The organism is Cupriavidus sp. FW305-27, from assembly GCF_058787995.1.
The window spans coordinates 31,680-50,532 of sequence record NZ_JBYTAG010000016.1 but is presented as its reverse complement, the minus strand read 5'-3'; the positions used below and the strand labels follow the sequence as shown (position 1 = coordinate 50,532).

Below are 18,853 nucleotides of genomic sequence, written 5' to 3'. Positions count from 1 at the left end.
GGTCGGTCAGCCGTCAATCCCTCCCATGCCGTTTTTCGACCGACTCCTTTCCAGCCTGCGTGCAGCCATGCTTCCTCCCGACGCGTCGGGGTCAGCCAAGGCGGCCGGAGGCGATCCCGCGCACGCCCCTTCGCCGGCTGCCGGACTGGGGCCGATCGAGGCGCTGGGCCCCGACGACGGCGCCCCCGTGGCCGCACCGCGCGGGCTGTGGTGGCTGCGCTGGCGCAACCTGGTGGCCACCAGCTGGTTCATGTTCATCCCGCTGGTTGCCATCGTGCTGTTCACGGTGGCCATGGGCGTGATCCTGTGGTCCCTGCACGAGACCGAGCGCCAGCAGCAGCGCGACGCCCTGTACCGCGACGCCGCCTGGGCGCAGCAGCGCGTGCGCCTGTCCCTGCTGAGCAACCAGGACCAGCTGGCCTCGCTGGCGCGCGACATCGCCGCCGCGCAGCTTGAGCAAGGCGCCTACCGCACCGCGGCGCAGGAAATCCTGCGCGAAAACCCCGAGATCGTTTTCATCAACTGGCTCGATGCCACCAAGCGCGGCCGCTGGTCGTTGCCATCGACCTCGGAATTCGCCAGCCGCCTGCGCGAGAACCAGGACCAGCCGCTCGAACCGGAAGTGCTCGACACCTTCGACGCCGCGCGCGAGACCCAGCGAGTGGTCTATTCGCGCCCGCTGGTCAACGAGCGCGGCGACAGCTTCATGCTGATGGAAGTGCCGATCGTGCGCGACAACGAGTTCCTCGGCACGCTCGGCGCGCTGTACTCGATCAACGGCATCCTGACGCACCTGCTGCCGCCTGAGCTGACCGAGCGCTACCGCTTCTCGCTGATCGACAAGAACAACCAGACCCGCGCCAGCACCTCGTTGCGGCCGGTGCCGGGCAACGCGCTGTCGTACGAGGTGCTGCTGGATCCGCCGGGTCACTCCCTGTCGCTGCGCGCCGATGCCTACCCGCCGGCGTCGAACCTGCCCAACAACATGCTGCTGTGGCTGGTGGTGGGGCTGTCGTGCTTCCTGCTGTGGAGCCTGTGGAGCATGTGGCGCCACACCAGCCGCCGCTCCGAGGCGCAGCGCGCGCTGCTGGCCGAGACCTCGTTCCGGCGCGCGATGGAAAACTCGATGCTGATCGGCCTGCGCGCGCTCGACCTGAACGGCCGCATCACCTATGTCAACCCGGCCTTCTGCCGCATGACTGGCTGGCAGGAGAACGACCTGGTCGGGCGCCTGCCGCCCTTCCCCTACTGGCCGCCCAACGACCAGCAGGAGATGCAGAAGCAGATCGACCTGACGCTGCAGGGCAAGTCGCCCGCCGGCGGCTACGAGATGCGCGTGATGCGCCGCGACGGCAGCAGCTTCTACGCGCGCATGTACGTGTCGCCGCTGGTGGACAGCCGCGGCCGCCATACTGGCTGGATGAGCTCGATGACGGACATCACCGAGCCCAAGCGCGCGCGCGAGGAACTGGCCGCGGCGCATGACCGCTTCACCACGGTGCTGGAAAGCCTGGATGCCGCGGTGTCGGTGCTGGCCACCGACAAGGCGGAGCTGCTCTTTGCCAACCGCTATTACCGCCAGCTGTTCGGCTGGGAGGCCGAGGGCCACCTCAAGCTGGCCGGCGACGACCTCGACAAGGACCAGGTCTCCAGCGACAACACCGACTATGTCGACGCCTATGCCGGCCTGCCGGCGTCCGAGCTGATGCCGTACGCATCGGACGCGCGCGAAGTGTTCGTGCCGGACATGCAGAAATGGTTCGAAGTGCGCCGCCGCTATATCCAGTGGGTCGACGGCCACCTGGCGCAGATGCAGATCGCCACCGATATCACGGTGCGCAAGGCCGCCGAGGAAATGGCGCGCCAGCATGAAGAGCGCCTGCAGTTCACCAGCCGCCTGACCACCATGGGCGAGATGGCCTCGTCGCTGGCGCATGAACTGAACCAGCCGCTGGCGGCCATCAACAACTACTGCATGGGCGCGGTGGCGCGGCTGCACTCGGGCCGCAGCACGCCGGAGGACCTGATCCCGGTGCTGGAGAAGACCTCGGCCCAGGCGGTGCGCGCCGGCACCATCATCAGCCGCATCCGCGGCTTCGTGAAGCGCAGCCAGCCGCAGCGGCGCGAGGCCGCGCTGCACGACATCGTCGCCGACGCGGTAGGCCTGGCCGACCTGGAGGCCACGCGCCGCCGCGTCACCATCCTGACCCGCCTGCCGACCCCGCCGCTGACGGTCTATGTCGACCCGGTGCTGATCGAGCAGGTGCTGGTGAACCTGCTCAAGAACGCGGTCGAGGCCATGGCCGGCCTGCCCGCCCTGCACGCCGGCGGCGTGGTGCGCCTGCACGCGCGGGTGGAGCCGGGCGAGATTGGCGACAGCGTCCATATCGACGTGATCGACCAGGGCCCGGGCGTGGACGAAGCCACCAAGGAGCGCCTGTTCGAGCCCTTCTTCAGCACCAAGTCCGACGGCATGGGCATGGGGCTGAACATCTGCCGCTCGATCATCGAGTCGCACCAGGGCCGCCTGTGGGTGGAGAACAATGCCGACGGCATCGGCTGTACATTTAAAATCATGCTGCCGCTGCAATCGGCGCTGGCCGAGCATTAAGCCGAAGCACAGGCCCTGTTGCCGAGGCCTTCGCGCCCGGGCATGCCCAAGGATTCCACAAAAAGCCGGCCCGCCCCGTTTCCCCCACGGATGTGGGGGGCCTGTCTCGCCACAGAGGGCCGCTGCCGGTTACACTTCGCAGCAATGAATTGTTGTCCCGAGGAGACTACATGACCGCAACGCCAAACCCCACGCCCCACCGCGGCGAGACCGTGTTCATCGTCGACGACGATGAAGCCATGCGCGACTCGCTGACCTGGCTGCTGGAGGGCAATGGCTACCAGGTGCGCAGCTTCACCAGCGCCGAGCAGTTCCTCGCCGCCTACGATGCCAGCCAGGTGTCGTGCCTGATCCTCGACGTGCGCATGCCCGGCATGAGCGGCCCGGAACTGCAGGAGCGCATGCTGGCCGAGCAGATCGACATTCCCATCGTCTTTATCACCGGCCACGGCGACGTGCCGATGGCGGTATCGACGATGAAGCGCGGCGCCATCGACTTCATCGAAAAGCCCTTCGATGAGTCCGAGCTGCGCGCACTGGTCGAGCGCATGCTGACCAAGGCCCGCACCGACCATTCCGCCGCACGCGAGCAGCGCGCCGCCAAGGACCTGCTGGGCAAGCTGACCACGCGCGAGCAGCAGGTGCTCGAGCGCATCGTTGCCGGCCGCCTGAACAAGCAGATCGCCGACGACCTGGGCATTTCCATCAAGACCGTGGAGGCGCACCGCGCCAACATCATGGAAAAGCTCAACGTCAACACCGTCGCCGACCTGCTGCGCCTGGCGCTGTCACGCAACAGCTGAGCGGCTGGCGCCTGCCTCTGCCTGACCCGGTGCGGCCCGCGGCCGCACCGGCTGCCCTCTCCGCGCCGTCCGGCGCCGCCCCTGCCCCCTCAGTCCCGTCAGCGGTCCAGGTATTCCTCGTCCCGGAACGTGACCACCCATTGTGGCCGATAGACCACAAAAATCGCCACCAGCATGCCGGTCAGGAAGGCCTCGCCAAAGGCCAGGATGACGGCTGCCGTCAGGGTATCGGCAATGCTCCATGGCAGGCCCGGCGCCGTCAGGTGGCGCCAGCCGGCCTCGGCCGCGCTGGCGCCCAGCGCGGCCAGCCCGGCCGTGAAATAGCCGTGCCCGAGGATAAAGACGAACGGATGCCGCGGCAGCAGACGCCGCATCATCGCCTGCAACGCTGCGGAGATCAGCGCCGGCAGCAGCGCCAGCCAGACGTAGCGCACCCACAGCGAGGGCCAGTCGAACTGTGCCCAGCCATGCCCGGCCAGGTATTCGAGCCCGAACAGCGACACCACGTCCACCACGAACAGCGACAGCAGCGCCAGCGGCAGCCCGAACAGCGTCACCATCAGCGTGGCGCCGAGCAACTGGATCACCAGCCCGCCGACCAGGGTGGCGCGCAACGTCCACAGCAGCGCCACCAGCACCATCGCACCCAGCCAGGCGTTCTGCAGCGCATTGCGCCGCAACAGCTGCCAGGGCCGGCGCGTCAGCGCCCACAGCAGTGCCGCCAGGGACAGCAACAACAGCAAGGGATGGGACAGCAGGGATGGAAGCGCGGTGTGCATTCGGCCGATGCTACCAGCGCTGCCCCCGCCCGGCCTTGCACCCGCTCAAGCTCCGTGCGGCAAGCCCCACGCAACCTTTATAATTCCGCCTTTAGCCCAACCCGCGCTCCGGCGCGCGGCGGCACCTCCACCTCCCGGCCACAAACCCGCCCTGCCTCCATGCCTGCCCAACTGATCGACGGCAATGCCCTTGCCAAACAAATCCGCTCCGAAGCCGCCCTGCGCGCCGCCCGCCTGACCGAGCGTGGCCACCGGCCCGGCCTGGCCGTGATCCTGGTCGGCGAGGACCCGGCCAGCCAGGTCTACGTCCGCAACAAGGTCAAGGCCTGCCAGGACAACGGCTTTCATTCCTCGCTCGACCGCTACCCGGCCGACCTGTCGGAGGCGGAACTGCTGGCCCGTATCGAGGCCCTGAACCAGGACCCCAACATCCACGGCATCCTGGTGCAGCTGCCCCTGCCCAAGCATATCGACAGCCACAAGGTGCTTGAAGCCATCGCCCCCGAAAAGGATGTCGACGGCTTCCATGTGGCCAATGCCGGCGCGCTGATGACCGGCGCCCCGCTGTTCCGCCCGTGCACGCCCTACGGCTGCATGAAGATGCTGGAATCGGTCCAGTTCCCGCTGCGCGGCGCCCGCGCCGTGGTGGTGGGCGCCTCCAATATCGTCGGCAAGCCGATGGCGATGCTGCTGCTGCAGGCCGGCGCCACCGTCACCATCTGCAACAGCAAGACGCGCGACATCGGCGCCCACACCCGCGACGCGGATGTGGTGGTGGCCGCGGTCGGCAAACGCAACCTGATCACCGCCGACATGGTCAAACCGGGCGCGGTGGTGATCGACGTGGGCATGAACCGCGACGACAACGGCAAGCTGTGCGGCGACGTCGACTTTGCCGGCGTGCGTGAAGTCGCCGGCTACATCACGCCGGTGCCGGGCGGCGTCGGCCCGATGACCATCACCATGCTGCTGGTCAATACGCTGGAAGCCGCCGAGCGCGCCGCCGGCTGAGGCCGCGCGTACGATACGCCACCCGGGGCCCTGGAAAATCCGGCGCCCCGGCCCCATCTGCGGGATTATTGCCCGATCGAGGCCAGCCAACCGAGAACACGCCATGGACCAAGCCGCCAACGCTACCAATCCTCTGCTGGACTTTTCCGACCTGCCCCGCTTTGCCGAGATCCGGCCCGAGCACATCAGCCCGGCGCTGGACGTGCTGCTGGAACGCGCGCAGCAGGCCGTCGCCCGCGCCGAAGATCCGGCCACGCCCGCCGACTGGAGCAACGCCGTGCAGGCGCTGGAAGCGGCCACCGAGCCGCTGGGCCGCGCCTGGGGCGTGGTCAGCCACCTGAGCGCCGTGGCCGATACGCCCGAACTGCGCAAGGCTCACGCCGAGAACCTGCCGCGCATGACCGAGTTCTGGTCCTCGCTCGGCCAGAGCCTGGCGCTGTATGAGAAGTACAAGGCGCTGGCTGCCAGCCCGGAGTTCGCCGGCATGAGCGCGGCGCGCCACCAGCTGATCGAGAACGAACTGCGCGGCTTCCGCCTGGGCGGTGCCGAACTGCCTGAAGGCAAGAAGCCGCGCTTCGCCGAGATCCAGGAGCAGCAGGCCCAGCTGTCCAAGGCCTTTTCCGACCACGTGCTGGATGCCACCAACGCCTACGCGCTGCATGTCGAGGACGAGGGCCGCCTGTCCGGCCTGCCCGATGACGCCAGGGAAGCCGCCCGCCATGCCGCAGAGAAGGATGGCAAGGCCGGCTGGAAATTCACGCTGCACTTCCCGTCCTACTTCCCGGTGCTGCAGTACGCGGACGACCGCGCGCTGCGCCAGACCCTGTATGTAGCCAATGTAACGCGCGCCTCGGAACTGGGCCCGCAGCATGGTCAGGGCCAGGCCGACTGGGACAATACCGCCAATATGCGCGAGCAGCTGGCCCTGCGCCGCGAAGAGGCGCAGATGCTGGGCTACCAGTGCTACGGCGAAGTCTCGCTGGTGCCGAAGATGGCCGAATCGCCGGCCGAGGTGCTGAAGTTCCTCGACGAGCTCGCCGTCAAGGCGCGCCCCTACGCCGAGAAGGACTGGGCCGAAATGAAGGCCTTTGCCGCCGCAGAGCTGGGGCTGCCTGAGCTGGCGCCATGGGATGTCGCCTATGCCTCGGAGAAGCTGCGCCAGCAGCGCTATGCGTTCTCCGAGCAAGAGGTCAAGCAGTACTTCCCGGAAGCGAAGGTGCTCGAGGGCCTGTTCGGCGTGGTGCAGAAGCTGTTCTCGGTGCGCATCGAGCCCGAGCAGGCGCAGACCTGGCACAAGGACGCGCGCTTCTTCCGCGTCACCACCGCCGACGGCACACTGCTGGCCCAGTTCTACATCGACCTGTACGCGCGCGAAGGCAAGCGCGGCGGCGCCTGGATGGACGACGCGCGCGGCCGCAAGGTGCTGGAGCAAGGCGGCGTGCAGACGCCGGTGGCCTACCTGACCTGCAACTTCTCCGCGCCGGTGGGCGACAAGCCCGCGCTGTTCACGCACGATGAAGTGATCACCCTGTTCCATGAGTTCGGCCACGGCCTGCACCACATGCTGACGCAGGTGGGCGAGCTCGGCGTGTCGGGCATCAACGGCGTGGAATGGGATGCGGTGGAGCTGCCGTCGCAGTTCATGGAGAACTTCTGCTGGGAGTACGAGGTGCTGACCGGCATGACGCAGCACATCGACACCGGCGAGCCGCTGCCACGCGCGCTGTTCGACCGCATGCTGGCCGCCAAGAACTTCCAGAACGGCATGATGACGCTGCGCCAGATCGTGTTCTCGTCGTTCGACATGCACCTGCACACCGACTTCGATCCGGCCGGCGCCACCTCGGTGCTGGACCTGTCGCGCCAGATCAACGACCGCGTGCACGTGGTGCCGCAGCATCCGCTGTCGCGCTGGCCGAACACCTTCAGCCATATCTTCGCCGGCGGCTATGCGGCGGGCTACTACAGCTACAAGTGGGCCGAGGTGCTGTCGGCCGACGTGTACGCGGCGTTCGAGGAAGCCGCTCAGCTGTCGGGCAGCGTGCTCGACAGCGAGACCGGCGCGCGCTACCAGCGCGAGATCCTGTCGGTGGGCGGCAGCCGTCCGGCGATGGACTCGTTTGTCGCGTTCCGCGGCCGCGCGCCGCAGATCGACGCGCTGCTGCGCCACGGCGGGATGGCAGCATGAGCGCGGCCGCCCTGCCCGCCAGCGGCCCGCTTCGCATTGCCAGCTGGAACGTCAACTCGCTCAAGGTGCGCCTGCCGCAGGTGCTGCAATGGCTGGCCGAGCAGGACCAGGCCGGCGCGCCGATCGACGCGCTGTGCCTGCAGGAACTGAAGCTGCCGGACGACAAGTACCCGCTGGCCGAACTGGAGAACGCGGGCTTCCACAGCATCTACACCGGGCAGAAGACGTACAACGGCGTGGCCATCCTCGCACGCGACGCCAGCATGCCCGGCCCCGCCGACGTGGTGCGCAACATCCCCGGCTTCGAGGACGCGCAGCAGCGCGTGATCGCTGCCACTTATGGCGACCTGCGGCTGGTCTGCGCCTACTTCCCCAACGGGCAGGCGCCGGACTCGGACAAGTTCGTCTACAAGCTCAAGTGGCTGGACGCGATGACGGCGTGGCTGCGCGAAGAAATGAAGCGCTACCCGAAGCTGGCGCTGCTGGGCGACTTCAATATCGCGCCGGAAGACCGCGACGTGCACGACCCCAAGAAATGGGAAGGCCAGAACCTGGTCTCGCCGCAGGAGCGCGCCGCCTTTGCCGCACTGGTTGAGCTCGGCCTGGCGGATGCGTTCCGCCAGTTCGAGCAGCCGGAGAAGGCCTTCTCGTGGTGGGACTACCGCATGATGGCGTTCCGCCGCAATGCGGGCCTGCGCATCGACCACATCCTGCTGTCGCCGGCATTGACCAGCGGCTGCAGCGCCTGCGTGATCGACCGCGTGCCGCGCACGTGGGAGCAGCCGTCGGACCACACGCCGGTGGTCGCCACGCTCAGTTGTAACTGAACGCGCCGCTGGCGCCGCGCGCGGGTTCAGGCAAGTCCGCACAAGCCCCGCTCGCCGCGCGGCGCCGCGCCCGCTACACTGCGGGCATGAGCCACACCCGCCAGGCCATGTTCCGCCACCGCAACCTTCCTCACCTGCTGCTGCAAGCGCGCGAGACATTGCTGGCCGGCTTTCGCCCGATCCTGCGGCAGTTCGGCATCACCGAGCAGCAATGGCGCGTGATGCGCACGCTCAACGAGCGCGAGCCGATGGAGCCGAACCAGCTGGCCGATGCCTGCCTGATCCTGAGCCCCAGCCTGACCCGCATGCTGTGCGGCATGGAAGACGCCGGGCTGGTCGAACGGACCCGCTCTGCCACCGACCAGCGCCGCCAGCTGGTCAGCCTGACGCCGTCGGCGCGCGCCATCATCGTGCAAATGGAGCCGCTGGTCGATGCGCGCTACCAGGAGCTGGCGCAGCGGCTCGGCCCGGAGCGCCTGACCGAGGTCTACCGCGCGCTCGACGCCATGCTGGCCGGCCTGGCGCCGCAGCCGAACCTGCCCGAATCCACCCCGCCCGAATCCGTTGCCTCGCCACCGCCTGGGCGCGGCGGCGAGGCCGGCTGAGCCTGCCCCTTCATTGCCGATGCCCGCGTCCCATCCCGGATCACTTCTGCCGCGCCTGTTCCCATGGAGCCAGCGCGTCGACAAGAACACGCTGCGCGCCGACCTGGTGGCCGGCCTGCTCGGCGCCGTGCTGGTGCTGCCGCAGGGCGTGGCCTTCGCCACGCTGGCGGGCCTGCCGCCGCAATATGGCATCTACAGCGCGGTGGTGCCGTGCATCGTGGCGGCGCTGTTCGGTTCGAGCTGGCACGTGATGTCGGGGCCGACCAACGCCAATTCGCTGGCATTGTTCGCGATGCTGAGCCCGCTTGCGTTTGCCGGCAGCCCGGCCTATATCGGGCTGGCGCTGGCGGTCACCATCGTGGTGGGCGTGATGCAGCTCGCCGTGGGCACGTTGCGGCTGGGCACGCTGGCCAATTTTATTTCGCCGTCGGTGCTGCTCGGTTTCACCTGCGGCGCCGCGACGCTGATCGGCCTGTATGCGCTCAAGGACCTGTTCGGGCTGGCGGTGCCGACCGGCACCAGTGCATTCGGCGTGCTGCGCCACCTGTTCGAGAACATCGACGCCATCAACTGGGGCGCGGCCGCCGTAGGCGCGGTCACGCTGGTGGTGACGCTGCTGTGCAAGCGGCTGTGGCGGCGGCTGCCGTTCATGCTGCTGGGGCTGCTGGCCGGCTACGGCGTGGCGCTGCTGCTGAACCAGTCCGGCGCGGGCGGCGCCCACCATGTCAACGTGGTCGGGCCGATCCCGTCGGCGCTGCCGCGCTTCCACCTTCCCGATGTGGACTGGCGCAAGCTGCCAGACCTGCTGGGCATCGCCTCGGCGCTGACCATCGTCGCGCTGGGCCAGTCGATCTCGATCGCCAAGGCGGTGGCGCTGCGCTCGGGCCAGCATATCGACGCCAACCGCGAGTTCATCGGCCAGGGCCTGTCCAATATCGCGGGCGGCTTCTTCTCGGGCTATATCTCGTGCGGCTCGCTCAACCGCTCGGTGCCCAATTTCGAAGCCGGCGCGCGCACGCCGCTGGCCAGCGTGTTCTCGGCGCTGTGGCTGGTGGCGCTGGTGGCCGTCAGCGCCCCGCTGCTGGCACAGATCCCGATGGCGGCGATCGCCGCGATGTTGCTGCTGGTGGCGTGGGGCCTGCTCGACACCGCGCGGCTGCGCCGCATCTTCACGCTCAGCCGCACGGAATTTGCCATCGCCATCGGCACCTTCGCCGCCACGCTGGTAATCCGGCTGGAGATGGCGGTGCTGCTCGGCACCGTGCTGTCGCTGGTGGCCTACCTGTACCGCACCTCGCGGCCGGCCGTGCGCAGCCTGGTGCCCGATGCCGACGATCCCGGCCGGCGCTTCACGCCGCTGGACGAGCTGCGCCGCCCGCAGCCGGAATGCCCGCAACTGAAGCTGCTGCGCATGGAAGGCGCGATCTACTTCGGCGCGGTGCAGTACGTGACGGATCGCCTGCACTGGCTGCGCACGGTCAACGCCGGCCAGACGCACCTGCTGGCAATGACCAAGAGCATGAACTTCATCGACCTGGCCGGTGCCGAGATGTGGGAAAACGAGCTCGCCGAACGGCGCGCGCTGGGCGGCGATCTGTACTTCCACCGCCCGCGCACGCAGGTCTTGCAGACCTGGGCGCAGACCGGCTTTACCGACAAGCTCGGAGCCGACCATATCTTCCCGACGAAGCGGCAGGCGCTGCACACGATCGTCGGCCAGCTCTCGCCGGAAATCTGCGCGCAATGCACCGTGCGGATCTTTGAAGAATGCGCATCACGACCAGGCGCCGCGACCCCGGCAGCACAATGAACTGAAGCGCCGGCGCGTCGGCATGAGCGGCGGCCGCGCACCAGCGTTCAGCAACAGTACGGCTGCAGGAAAAACCTGGAAACTGAAACGGGAAAAGCGGGGATCTGCCTGTGCCGGCGTTGCCGGCTTGGCACGCAAGGCCGGACGGCCCTACGTCTGGGAACCTGATAACAGATAGGCGCCCGCGGCATGCCGGGGCCTGGCCGGGGCATCCATCCGCATCAGATCGGCGCCACGTGGGCGCGCTTGACGACGATTGGCTGGGGCGCGCCCTGCTCGATCAGCACCACGGCGGCGCGTTCGATGGTTTCGCGGCCGGCACGGAATGCCTCTTCCAGCGACAGTACCTGGTCGGCACTGAAGCCTTCCCACAGTGCTTCGCGTGTCACCACGCAAGTCACCTTCTCGCCATTGACAAGTGCCTGGAACAACAAGCCTTCATTATTGATGTCGTAGCGCTCTTGCTCTTGGAATTTGATTTCCATCGGTGCAGCCCTCCATATGCAAGTGGAGAAACATCCTAACATGGCTCCGGCAAAATCGTATGGATAGAGCCCATGCGAATGCGCTCATTGCGAAGACCATCACGGCCGCCTTCGAGTTCCATCCGCGCGTATGTGTGGCTCCCGGTCACAATGACGGGGTTGTTCCGGCAAGTGCGTCAAACATTTGACAGCGCCGAAAATCATGCTAGAATCTCGTTCTTCGTTGGGGCGTTAGCTCAGTTGGTAGAGCAGCGGACTCTTAATCCGTAGGTCGAGTGTTCGAGTCACTCACGCCCCACCACCGAATACAGAAAGGCCGGAAGCAGCAATGCTTCCGGCCTTTTGCTTTGTGCGCGTGCCTGATTGGCTAATCCGCCGCGGCGCAGGCACGTGCCCACGCCACAGCGGCCCGTGCATCAGGCGCCCTGGCTGGCGCGCTCGAACAGCGTGCGCGCCAGCGCGCGATGGCGCAGCAGCACGTTGGGCAGGTCGGCCGTCAGCAGTGCACCGTCGCGCACCACTTCCCTGCCGTTGATCACGCTCGCCGCGACATTGGCCGGCGTGCAGAACACCAGCGCCGCCACCGGGTCATGGCCGGCGCCGGCAAAGCCGACCTGCGACATGTCGAAGGCGACAAAATCCGCCGACATGCCCGGCGCCAGCGCACCGATATCGTCGCGGTTGAGCACGCGCGCGCCACCCAGCGTGGCAATCTCCAGCGCCTCGCGCGCGCTCATGGCGGCCGGCCCGTAGCCAACGCGCTGCAGCAGCATGGCCTGGCGCGCCTCGCCCAGCATATGCGCGCCGTCGTTCGACGCGCTGCCGTCCACGCCCAGGCCCACCGGCACGCCGGCATCGCGCATGGCGCGCACCGGTGCAATGCCGGATGCCAGCCGCATGTTCGAGCACGGGCAATGCGCCACGCCGGTCCCGGTGCGGGCAAACAGTGCGATGCCCTCGTCGTCCAGCTTGACGCAGTGCGCATGCCACACATCGTGTCCGACCCAGCCCAGGTCCTCGGCATACTGGGCCGGCGTCAGGCCGAATTTCTCACGCGAGTAGGCAATGTCGTTGTCGTTCTCGGCCAGGTGCGTGTGCAGCGACACGCCATAGTGCCGCGCCATATTGGCCGACTCGCGCATCAGGTCGCGTGACACCGAAAACGGCGAGCACGGCGCCAGCACCACGCGCAGCATCGCGTGGCGCGCACTGTCGTGGTACTGCTCCACCAGCCGCTGGCTGTCGCGCAGGATGGCGGCCTCCTCTTCCACCACCACGTCCGGCGGCAGGCCGCCCTTGCTGCGGCCCACGCTCATCGAGCCGCGCGCGGCGTGGAAGCGCATGCCCATCTCCTGCGCCGCGGCAATCGAGTCATCCAGGCGCGAGCCGTTCGGGAACAAATAGAGGTGGTCGCTGGTGGTGGTGCAGCCCGACAGCATCAGCTCGGCCATCGCGGTCTTGGTCGACACCGCGATCATTTCCGGCGTCAGGTGCGACCACAGCATGTACAGGTTGGTCAGCCACGAGAACAGCTCGGCGTCCTGCGCGGCTGGCACCGCGCGCGTCAGGCTCTGGTACATGTGGTGGTGGGTGTTGACCAGACCGGGCGTGACCACGCGACCGCGCATGTCGAGCACCTGCGCGCTGCCGTCGTCGACCATGCGCCGGTACTGCGGCGGCAGTTCCGAGGTCGGACCGACCCACTGCACGGCGGGGCCTTCGGCAACCAGGGCGCCATCGCGGATCTCGCGGCGCCGCGCATCCATGGTGACCAGCACGTCGGCGCTCAGGGCAATCAGGGTCATGGCGGAATTCCTTCTGCAAAACGAATTGGGGGACTGGATGGCAGCCAGTCTACGGCGGCGAAGTGCAATCCCCCAAGCGCAGAATTCCGATCATCCTGTCCACAAAAAGTGGACACCTGCGACACCCTGTTGCTCAGCGCGCCTGCGCGAACAAGACCGCCAGCGCATCGCCGATGCGCTCGGCCATCAGCTCGGCAGCGGCGCTGAGCGGGCCGCGAGCGCGCGCCACCAGCGTCAGCGTCTGGCCCTGCAGGTGGCGGTCGCGCAGTGGCACGTAGACCAGCGCCTGGCGGGCGCGCTCTTCCATCACATCGAGCGGGTTCAGCAGCGCGATGCCGGTGCCCAGCATCACCAGTTGCCGGATCAGCGCGGTCGAGGTGGACTCCGCCACCGGCGAGACCTCGATCGCATTGCGGGCAAAGGCCGCATCCAGGATGGCGCGGATCGACAGCGAGGGCGCCGGCAGGATCAGCGGATAGCCGACGCATTCGCTCAGCAGCGCCGATTGCCGGGCCGCCAGCGCATGGCCCGGCGGCACCACCGCGCCGATCTGCCAGTCGCTGGTGGCCAGCGCGCGGAAGGCGGGCAGCTCAGGCAGGTCATAGCCAAGGCCCAGGTCGGCGTCGCCCTGCCCCACCGCCGTGGTGATATCGGCCACCGGCAGGTCGGCGACGCGCACCACGATGCCCGGGTAGCGCTGGCGGAAGTCATGCACCAGCGACGGCATCAGCGAGCCCGCCAGGCCGGCCGTGACCGCCACGGTGACCTCGCCGCGGCGCGCGCCCTTGAAGTCCTCGATGCGCTCGCGCAGCGCGTCGTGCTCGCGCAGCGTCTGGCGCACGTGGGCCAGCACCATCTCGCCCAGCGGCGTCAGCCGCAGCCGCTTGTTGATGCGCTCGAACAGCGGCGCGCCCAGTTCCGCCTCCAGGTCCAGGATCTGGCGGTTGACCGCGGTCGGCGCCACATGCAGGTGCTCGGCCGCCTTGCGGATCGAACCGCGGCGGACGACCTCGTCGAGATAGCGCAGGACTCTGGCGTGCATGGACTGGGCAAGCAGTTGGATAGTAACCACCGCGCGGGACGCGCGCGGTGGCTGGCATTGTAGCGGCCAGTGCAGCCTGGCTCGCAAAAATTGCGCGAAGGCTATTGCGTCTTATCAGATACCTTGCTAAAATCTTTTTCTTCGTTGGGGCGTTAGCTCAGTTGGTAGAGCAGCGGACTCTTAATCCGTAGGTCGAGTGTTCGAGTCACTCACGCCCCACCAGCGAATTCAGGAAAAGCCGGAAGCCTTGCTTCCGGCTTTTTTCATTTCCGCCGCGCTGCTTTGCGCGCGCGGTCGGCATGGCTGCCGGTTTCTTGATACGCGGGTTCTCACCAATTCCCCTGCGCCCGCTTTCCCGGTTGAATCGCATCCGCGCACATTGTGGAACATGGTTCCGTATCGCGGAACTATCGCAAGGTGCCGGCCGTCGCCGCATCCCGGCACGGCCCGGTCATGCCAGCGCGGGGAACCGTGACAGCGCGGGGCGCAGACGAAAGGTCTGGGTCCGAAGAAACGCCTGCAGCCCGCCTGGCGAATCAGTGAAAGAAGAACGGAGGCACTCCTTGAAAGCAGTTATCAGCGCCGGCGCAGCCGCCTGCATCGCGGCCCTTGGCCTGGCCCACGGCCTGGCCCAAGCCCAGTCCTACCCCAACAAGCCGATCCGCCTGATCGTTCCGTTCGCGGCCGGCGGCACCACCGACATCGTTGCGCGCGCGGTCTCCGACGGCCTTGGCCGCGAGCTGGGCCAGCCGGTGGTGGTGGAAAACCGCGGCGGCGGCGGCGGCGCGATCGGCGCCGACGCGCTCGCCAAGTCCGCCCCGGACGGCTACACGCTGGGCATCGCCACCGTCAGCACGATGGCGACCAACCCCGCCACCAACCCCAAGAACCCGTACGACCCGCTCAAGGACTTCGCGCCGATCACCAACCTGGTCAACGTGCCGAACGTGCTGACGGTCAACCCGAAGGTGCCGGCCAAGACCCTTAAGGAGTTCGTCGCGATGCTGCAGGCCAGCCCCGGCAAGTACAGCTACGCCTCGGCCGGCAAGGGCAGCATCTCGCACCTGGACGGCGAGCTGTTCAAGGACATCACCAAGACCGACATGGTCCATATCCCCTACCGCGGATCGGGCCCTGCGCTGAACGACACGCTGGCCGGCCAGGTCAACGCGCAGTTCGACAACCTGCCGTCGTCGATGCCGCATATCCAGGCCGGCAAGCTGCGCGCGCTGGCAGTGGCGGCGCCCAAGCGGGTCGAGGGCCTGCCAGACGTGCCGACCTTTGCCGAAGCCGGCATGAAGGACATGAACAACATGGCTTGGTACGGCCTGGTGGCCCCGGCCGGCACGCCGGCGGCAATCATCACGCGCGTGCATGATGCCGCGGTCAAGGCGCTGCAGGACCCCAACGTCAAGCGCCGCCTGGCCGACAGCGGTGCCTACACCGACGGCAACACCCCGGCGCAGTACGCCGCCCAGATCAAGCGCGAGCTGGACCTGCGCAAGAAGATCGCACGCGACCAGAACATCACACTGGAATAACCGGACGGCGAAACCGTCCCGCGAGGGGTCATGACCGGCTGCCACCTGGCAGCCGGTTTTTTTATGGCTGCCAGTTGAAAATGTGCCATCAGTCACCCACATCTGCCCCAGAATCGTTGCATTTGATCCGGCGCAGTACGCAGGCAACGCCATCGGTATTCAATACTTGTAGAAGAAACTTTCACTTTGCGGACAAGCGCTGACTCGGTACATTAACCGGGTGTTCCGCCACATGTGCCCGGCCGCCACCGGCCAGGCTCGGCCCCAAAACCGGATTCGCGCAGGCGCTGCGCGACCGTCAATCGCGAGGATAAGCAAGATGCTGAAGAAGACCGTTTCGACCCTGATCGTTGCAGCACTGGCCGCGCTGGGCGCGACGCAGGTCTATGCGCAGAAGAACTACACCGAAGGCGGCGATCTCTACGGTGGCAGCCACACCAAGAAGGCCAGCCCGAACCAGAACCCCGCCAAATCCGGCAAGTTCGACCCGTACACCGATGGCGCCAAGCAATCGACCAAGTCGGACCTGACCAACTCGGGCAAGAAGTTCGACCCGAACACGGATGGCGCCAAGGCCGGCAAGTTCGATCCGTACACCGACGGCGCCAAGGCCGGCAAGGCTGATCCGTACACCGACGGCGCCAAGGCGCCTGCCAGCCAGGGCGGCAAGGCGCAGTAAGCCTGCCCCGCCGCCAACCGGCGGCACCAAGGCAAACAGCCCGCTTGCGCGGGCTGTTTTGCTTTCTGGCGGAAGCCGCGCTCAGGCTGCTATCGCCTGGGCCGGCTGCGCGGGCAGCATGGTGCCGCGGTCGCGGAAGCCGACATGCCAGGACAGCGCCTCTTCCAGCAGGTGCGGGGTCTGGCCGCCATGGGTGCTGGCGCGCCGGAAGTAGTCGCCCAGCAGCTCGCGGTATTGCGGGTCGGCACAGTTGTCGATGACCGTGCGCGCGCGTTCGCGCGGCGCCAGGCCGCGCAGGTCGGCCAGGCCGTGCTCGGTGACGATGATGTCGACGTCGTGCTCGGTATGGTCCACGTGCGCCACCATCGGCACGATGCTGGAGGCATCGCCGTCCTTGGCCACCGACTTGGTCACGAATACCGACAGGTGCGCATTGCGCGCAAAATCGCCGGAGCCACCGATGCCGTTCATCATGTGCGTGCCCCCCACATGCGTGGAGTTGACGTTGCCGTAAATGTCGCACTCGAGCGCCGTGTTGATGGTAATCAGCCCGAGCCGGCGCAGGATCTCAGGATGGTTGCTGATCTCCTGCGGACGCAGCAGCAGGCGCGAGCGATAGCGGTCCAGGTTGGACAGGAAGCGCTGGTACACCTCGCGCGTCAGCGTCACCGAAGAGGCCGAGGCAAACGCCAGGCGCCCCGCATCCAGAAGTTCGATGGTGCTGTCCTGCAGCACCTCGGAATACATCTGCAAGTCGCGGAACGGTGAATCGACCATGCCGTGCAACACCGCGTTGGCAATGGTGCCAATGCCCGCCTGCAGCGGCTGCAGCGCGGGCGAGAGCCTGCCGGCGCGGACTTCGCGCAGCAGGAAATCGTTGAGATGGCCGGCGATATTGCGGGTATCGGCATCCGGCGGCAGCGCGTTGGACGGGCTATCGTCCTTGGCGGTGATGACGATGGCCGCGATCTTCTCGGGATCGATGGGGATATACGGCAGGCCAATGCGCTGCTCGGGCGCAATCAGCGGGATCGGCTGGCGGTAAGGGCGCCGCACCGGGAAGTAGATGTCGTGCAGCCCTTCCAGCTCCAGCGGCATGTTCAGGTTGATCTCGACGATCACCTTGCGCGCCAGTATGGCGAAGCTGGCCGAGTTGCCGACCGAGGTGCTGGGGATGATGCCGCCCTGCTCGGTGATCGCCACCGCTTCCACCACGGCAACGTCCACCGGTGCGATCTGGCCGGAACGCAGTTGCTCCACGGTCTCGGACAGGTGCTGGTCGATGAACATCACTTCGCCTGCGTTGATCTTGCGGCGCAGCGTCGCGTCGGACTGGAACGGCAGGCGGCGCGCAATCACGTCCGCCTCGGCCAGTACCCGATCGATGTCGTTTCCCAGCGACGCGCCGGTCATCAGGGTGATGCGCAGCGGCTCGGTGGCCGCGCGCCGCGCCAGCGCAAACGGGACTTCCTTGCAGTCGCCCGCGCGCGTGAAACCGCTCATGCCTACCGTCATGCCATCGCGGATCAGCGCGGCGGCTTCGTCGGCCGAGACTACCTTGTCGTGCAGCCTGGCCAGGCGAATGCGTTCCTTGTACATCCTTATCTCCGGTCTGGCGGCCGGGCCCGTGCCCGCGCCGCGCGCCCCTGCTGGCCTGAAGGCTCGTTGGCGGGGTCTCCGGCAGGCAGTGTAGCCAGCCGCATACATTCTGGCTGTGATTTAAAGTCATAGCTCCCAGTCGCTTTATTCATAGCTCAAGCCATGCCAGGGGTCGTGCGGGATACTATGTCCCTGTGGTGCCACAGGGCATTCCCGACCTGTCACAATTCCGGCAAAAGATTCTGGTAGTGTCTGGCCCATCGGTCGACCGTGCCCCGCCAGAGAGGCTGCGGCGCCCGTGCCGCCCGGGCCGGCCATGCTCCGGCCCCTGGTACCCGCGCGACGGATGCCAGCGCATCGCAGTGGCGGCAAACCAAAACAGGAGACGCCATTCATGCAGCCAAGACCCCTCGAACCCAGCGAGCCGGTTGTCCTTGCCCTGGTTGATGCCGTAACCGCCTGGCAAGGTGCGTTGGAACAGACGCTATGCGCCTCTGGCCTGAACTACTCCCAGTGGCTGCTGCTGCGGGCCATCCGCCAGGATGCCTTCGTGCGCGGCTCGCCATTGACAGGCCCGATGCCGATCGATGTCGAGCGTTCCGAGACGATGCTGGATGAACTGCGGCGCGACGGCTGGATCGAGTACGCCGGCACTCAGGCGCCCCGCATTGCAGAAAGCGCAGCCAACCGGCTGCAGCGCACCGCGCAGGCCCTCAGCGCGCTGCACAGCGTGTCAGTGGCGGCGTTCAGTTCGCAAGAGCGCGCTGCGCTGGGCACCCTGCTGGAGCGGATGAAGACCACGCTGAGCGACCACACCACTCGCCAGGTTCGCGCGGGCACCGAAGCCGCCCGGCAGGAAAAAGCTGTCGCGCCCTCGCATTGCCCCGGCCTGCCGCCGGTCGCACACCGCCCCACCTCTTGCCCCACCCTCGCCGCCACGCGCCTCTGAGCGCCCCGCAAGCCGTCCCGCGGGCAGCAGCGGGAGGCCGCCCACCTTTTCTTCGCGCGCCATCGTCATACCCGCCACTTTTCTTGCGCCGGGCATGCGGATTTTTCCTAAAGTATGAG

At 67.4% G+C, this 18,853-nt stretch carries 15 protein-coding genes and 2 tRNA genes; 12 read left to right on the top strand and 5 right to left on the bottom strand.

The window, feature by feature from the left end; genetic code table 11:
- Positions 1-25 precede the first annotated feature (25 nt).
- Positions 26-2,611: a PAS domain S-box protein gene (locus AC3WRI_RS10350; protein WP_037024292.1), complete on the top strand. Its 2,586-nt coding sequence runs from the start codon at positions 26-28 to the stop codon at positions 2,609-2,611.
- Positions 2,612-2,781: 170 nt separating this feature from the next.
- Entirely contained in the window at positions 2,782-3,414 is a 633-nt protein-coding gene (locus AC3WRI_RS10345; protein WP_010813074.1) for a response regulator transcription factor, read from the top strand.
- Between the two features lie 98 nt (positions 3,415-3,512).
- Here the strand turns inward: AC3WRI_RS10345 and AC3WRI_RS10340 are convergent, their stop codons facing one another.
- Positions 3,513-4,193, bottom strand: a complete 681-nt coding sequence (locus tag AC3WRI_RS10340) for a hypothetical protein (RefSeq protein ID WP_010813075.1) — start codon at positions 4,191-4,193, stop codon at positions 3,513-3,515.
- Positions 4,194-4,352: 159 nt separating this feature from the next.
- Here AC3WRI_RS10340 and folD point away from each other — a divergent pair, with 159 nt between their 5' ends.
- From folD to AC3WRI_RS10315, 5 genes are all read left to right on the top strand, one after another.
- Complete coding sequence (folD, locus tag AC3WRI_RS10335) at positions 4,353-5,204, top strand: bifunctional methylenetetrahydrofolate dehydrogenase/methenyltetrahydrofolate cyclohydrolase FolD (protein ID WP_010813076.1); 852 nt, start codon at positions 4,353-4,355, stop codon at positions 5,202-5,204.
- A 103-nt stretch (positions 5,205-5,307) separates the two neighbouring features.
- Positions 5,308-7,392, top strand: a complete 2,085-nt coding sequence (locus tag AC3WRI_RS10330) for a M3 family metallopeptidase (RefSeq protein ID WP_011615025.1) — start codon at positions 5,308-5,310, stop codon at positions 7,390-7,392.
- Positions 7,389-8,219, top strand: a complete 831-nt coding sequence (gene xth, locus AC3WRI_RS10325; RefSeq protein WP_010813078.1) for an exodeoxyribonuclease III — start codon at positions 7,389-7,391, stop codon at positions 8,217-8,219. Before AC3WRI_RS10330 ends, xth begins: the two co-directional genes overlap by 4 nt.
- Positions 8,220-8,305: 86 nt before the next feature.
- Positions 8,306-8,824, top strand: a complete 519-nt coding sequence (gene hpaR / locus AC3WRI_RS10320; protein WP_010813079.1) for a homoprotocatechuate degradation operon regulator HpaR — start codon at positions 8,306-8,308, stop codon at positions 8,822-8,824.
- A 19-nt stretch (positions 8,825-8,843) separates the two neighbouring features.
- Positions 8,844-10,634, top strand: coding sequence for a SulP family inorganic anion transporter (locus tag AC3WRI_RS10315; protein WP_010813080.1), 1,791 nt, complete (start codon positions 8,844-8,846; stop codon positions 10,632-10,634).
- Between the two features lie 221 nt (positions 10,635-10,855).
- Here the strand turns inward: AC3WRI_RS10315 and AC3WRI_RS10310 are convergent, their stop codons facing one another.
- The gene (locus AC3WRI_RS10310; RefSeq protein ID WP_010813081.1) at positions 10,856-11,119 is read right to left on the bottom strand and encodes a DUF1488 family protein; all 264 of its coding nucleotides are present in this window, start codon (positions 11,117-11,119) and stop codon (positions 10,856-10,858) included.
- Between the two features lie 225 nt (positions 11,120-11,344).
- On the opposite strand from AC3WRI_RS10310, the gene AC3WRI_RS10305 reads away from it, so the two are divergent.
- Positions 11,345-11,420: transfer RNA gene (locus AC3WRI_RS10305), tRNA-Lys, on the top strand.
- A gap of 115 nt (positions 11,421-11,535) precedes the next feature.
- Here AC3WRI_RS10305 and AC3WRI_RS10300 read toward each other — a convergent pair.
- Both AC3WRI_RS10300 and AC3WRI_RS10295 read right to left on the bottom strand, forming a co-directional pair.
- Positions 11,536-12,924, bottom strand: coding sequence for an 8-oxoguanine deaminase (locus AC3WRI_RS10300; RefSeq protein ID WP_010813082.1), 1,389 nt, complete (start codon positions 12,922-12,924; stop codon positions 11,536-11,538).
- A 133-nt stretch (positions 12,925-13,057) separates the two neighbouring features.
- Positions 13,058-13,966, bottom strand: a complete 909-nt coding sequence (locus AC3WRI_RS10295; protein ID WP_041687263.1) for a LysR family transcriptional regulator — start codon at positions 13,964-13,966, stop codon at positions 13,058-13,060.
- Positions 13,967-14,112: 146 nt separating this feature from the next.
- Here AC3WRI_RS10295 and AC3WRI_RS10290 point away from each other — a divergent pair.
- From AC3WRI_RS10290 to AC3WRI_RS10280, 3 genes are all read left to right on the top strand, one after another.
- Positions 14,113-14,188: transfer RNA gene (locus tag AC3WRI_RS10290), tRNA-Lys, on the top strand.
- A 341-nt stretch (positions 14,189-14,529) separates the two neighbouring features.
- On the top strand, positions 14,530-15,507 hold the full coding sequence (locus tag AC3WRI_RS10285; RefSeq protein WP_010813084.1) for a tripartite tricarboxylate transporter substrate binding protein BugE: 978 nt from the start codon (positions 14,530-14,532) through the stop codon (positions 15,505-15,507).
- Positions 15,508-15,826: 319 nt separating this feature from the next.
- A complete protein-coding gene (locus tag AC3WRI_RS10280; protein ID WP_010813085.1) occupies positions 15,827-16,186 on the top strand; it encodes a hypothetical protein in 360 nt (119 codons plus the stop codon).
- An 81-nt stretch (positions 16,187-16,267) separates the two neighbouring features.
- Here AC3WRI_RS10280 and scpC read toward each other — a convergent pair whose 3' ends face one another.
- Positions 16,268-17,785 (bottom strand): succinyl-CoA:acetate CoA-transferase ScpC, encoded by a 1,518-nt coding sequence (gene scpC, locus AC3WRI_RS10275; RefSeq protein WP_492293284.1) that lies wholly within the window; start codon positions 17,783-17,785, stop codon positions 16,268-16,270.
- A gap of 394 nt (positions 17,786-18,179) precedes the next feature.
- On the opposite strand from scpC, the gene AC3WRI_RS10270 reads away from it, so the two are divergent.
- Positions 18,180-18,734, top strand: coding sequence for a hypothetical protein (locus AC3WRI_RS10270; protein ID WP_011615017.1), 555 nt, complete (start codon positions 18,180-18,182; stop codon positions 18,732-18,734).
- Positions 18,735-18,853: the final 119 nt, after the last annotated feature.

What these genes read in the sequence shown, in the direction of transcription:
- AC3WRI_RS10350 (WP_037024292.1), top strand. Translation starts at nt 26, where the DNA reads ATGCCGTTTTTCGACCGACTCCTTTCCAGCCTGCGTGCAGCCATGCTT.
- AC3WRI_RS10345 (WP_010813074.1), top strand. Translation starts at nt 2,782, where the DNA reads ATGACCGCAACGCCAAACCCCACGCCCCACCGCGGCGAGACCGTGTTC.
- AC3WRI_RS10340 (WP_010813075.1), bottom strand. Translation starts at nt 4,193, where the DNA reads ATGCACACCGCGCTTCCATCCCTGCTGTCCCATCCCTTGCTGTTGTTG.
- folD (WP_010813076.1), top strand. Translation starts at nt 4,353, where the DNA reads ATGCCTGCCCAACTGATCGACGGCAATGCCCTTGCCAAACAAATCCGC.
- AC3WRI_RS10330 (WP_011615025.1), top strand. Translation starts at nt 5,308, where the DNA reads ATGGACCAAGCCGCCAACGCTACCAATCCTCTGCTGGACTTTTCCGAC.
- xth (WP_010813078.1), top strand. Translation starts at nt 7,389, where the DNA reads ATGAGCGCGGCCGCCCTGCCCGCCAGCGGCCCGCTTCGCATTGCCAGC.
- hpaR (WP_010813079.1), top strand. Translation starts at nt 8,306, where the DNA reads ATGAGCCACACCCGCCAGGCCATGTTCCGCCACCGCAACCTTCCTCAC.
- AC3WRI_RS10315 (WP_010813080.1), top strand. Translation starts at nt 8,844, where the DNA reads ATGCCCGCGTCCCATCCCGGATCACTTCTGCCGCGCCTGTTCCCATGG.
- AC3WRI_RS10310 (WP_010813081.1), bottom strand. Translation starts at nt 11,119, where the DNA reads ATGGAAATCAAATTCCAAGAGCAAGAGCGCTACGACATCAATAATGAA.
- AC3WRI_RS10300 (WP_010813082.1), bottom strand. Translation starts at nt 12,924, where the DNA reads ATGACCCTGATTGCCCTGAGCGCCGACGTGCTGGTCACCATGGATGCG.
- AC3WRI_RS10295 (WP_041687263.1), bottom strand. Translation starts at nt 13,966, where the DNA reads ATGCACGCCAGAGTCCTGCGCTATCTCGACGAGGTCGTCCGCCGCGGT.
- AC3WRI_RS10280 (WP_010813085.1), top strand. Translation starts at nt 15,827, where the DNA reads ATGCTGAAGAAGACCGTTTCGACCCTGATCGTTGCAGCACTGGCCGCG.
- scpC (WP_492293284.1), bottom strand. Translation starts at nt 17,785, where the DNA reads ATGTACAAGGAACGCATTCGCCTGGCCAGGCTGCACGACAAGGTAGTC.
- AC3WRI_RS10270 (WP_011615017.1), top strand. Translation starts at nt 18,180, where the DNA reads ATGCAGCCAAGACCCCTCGAACCCAGCGAGCCGGTTGTCCTTGCCCTG.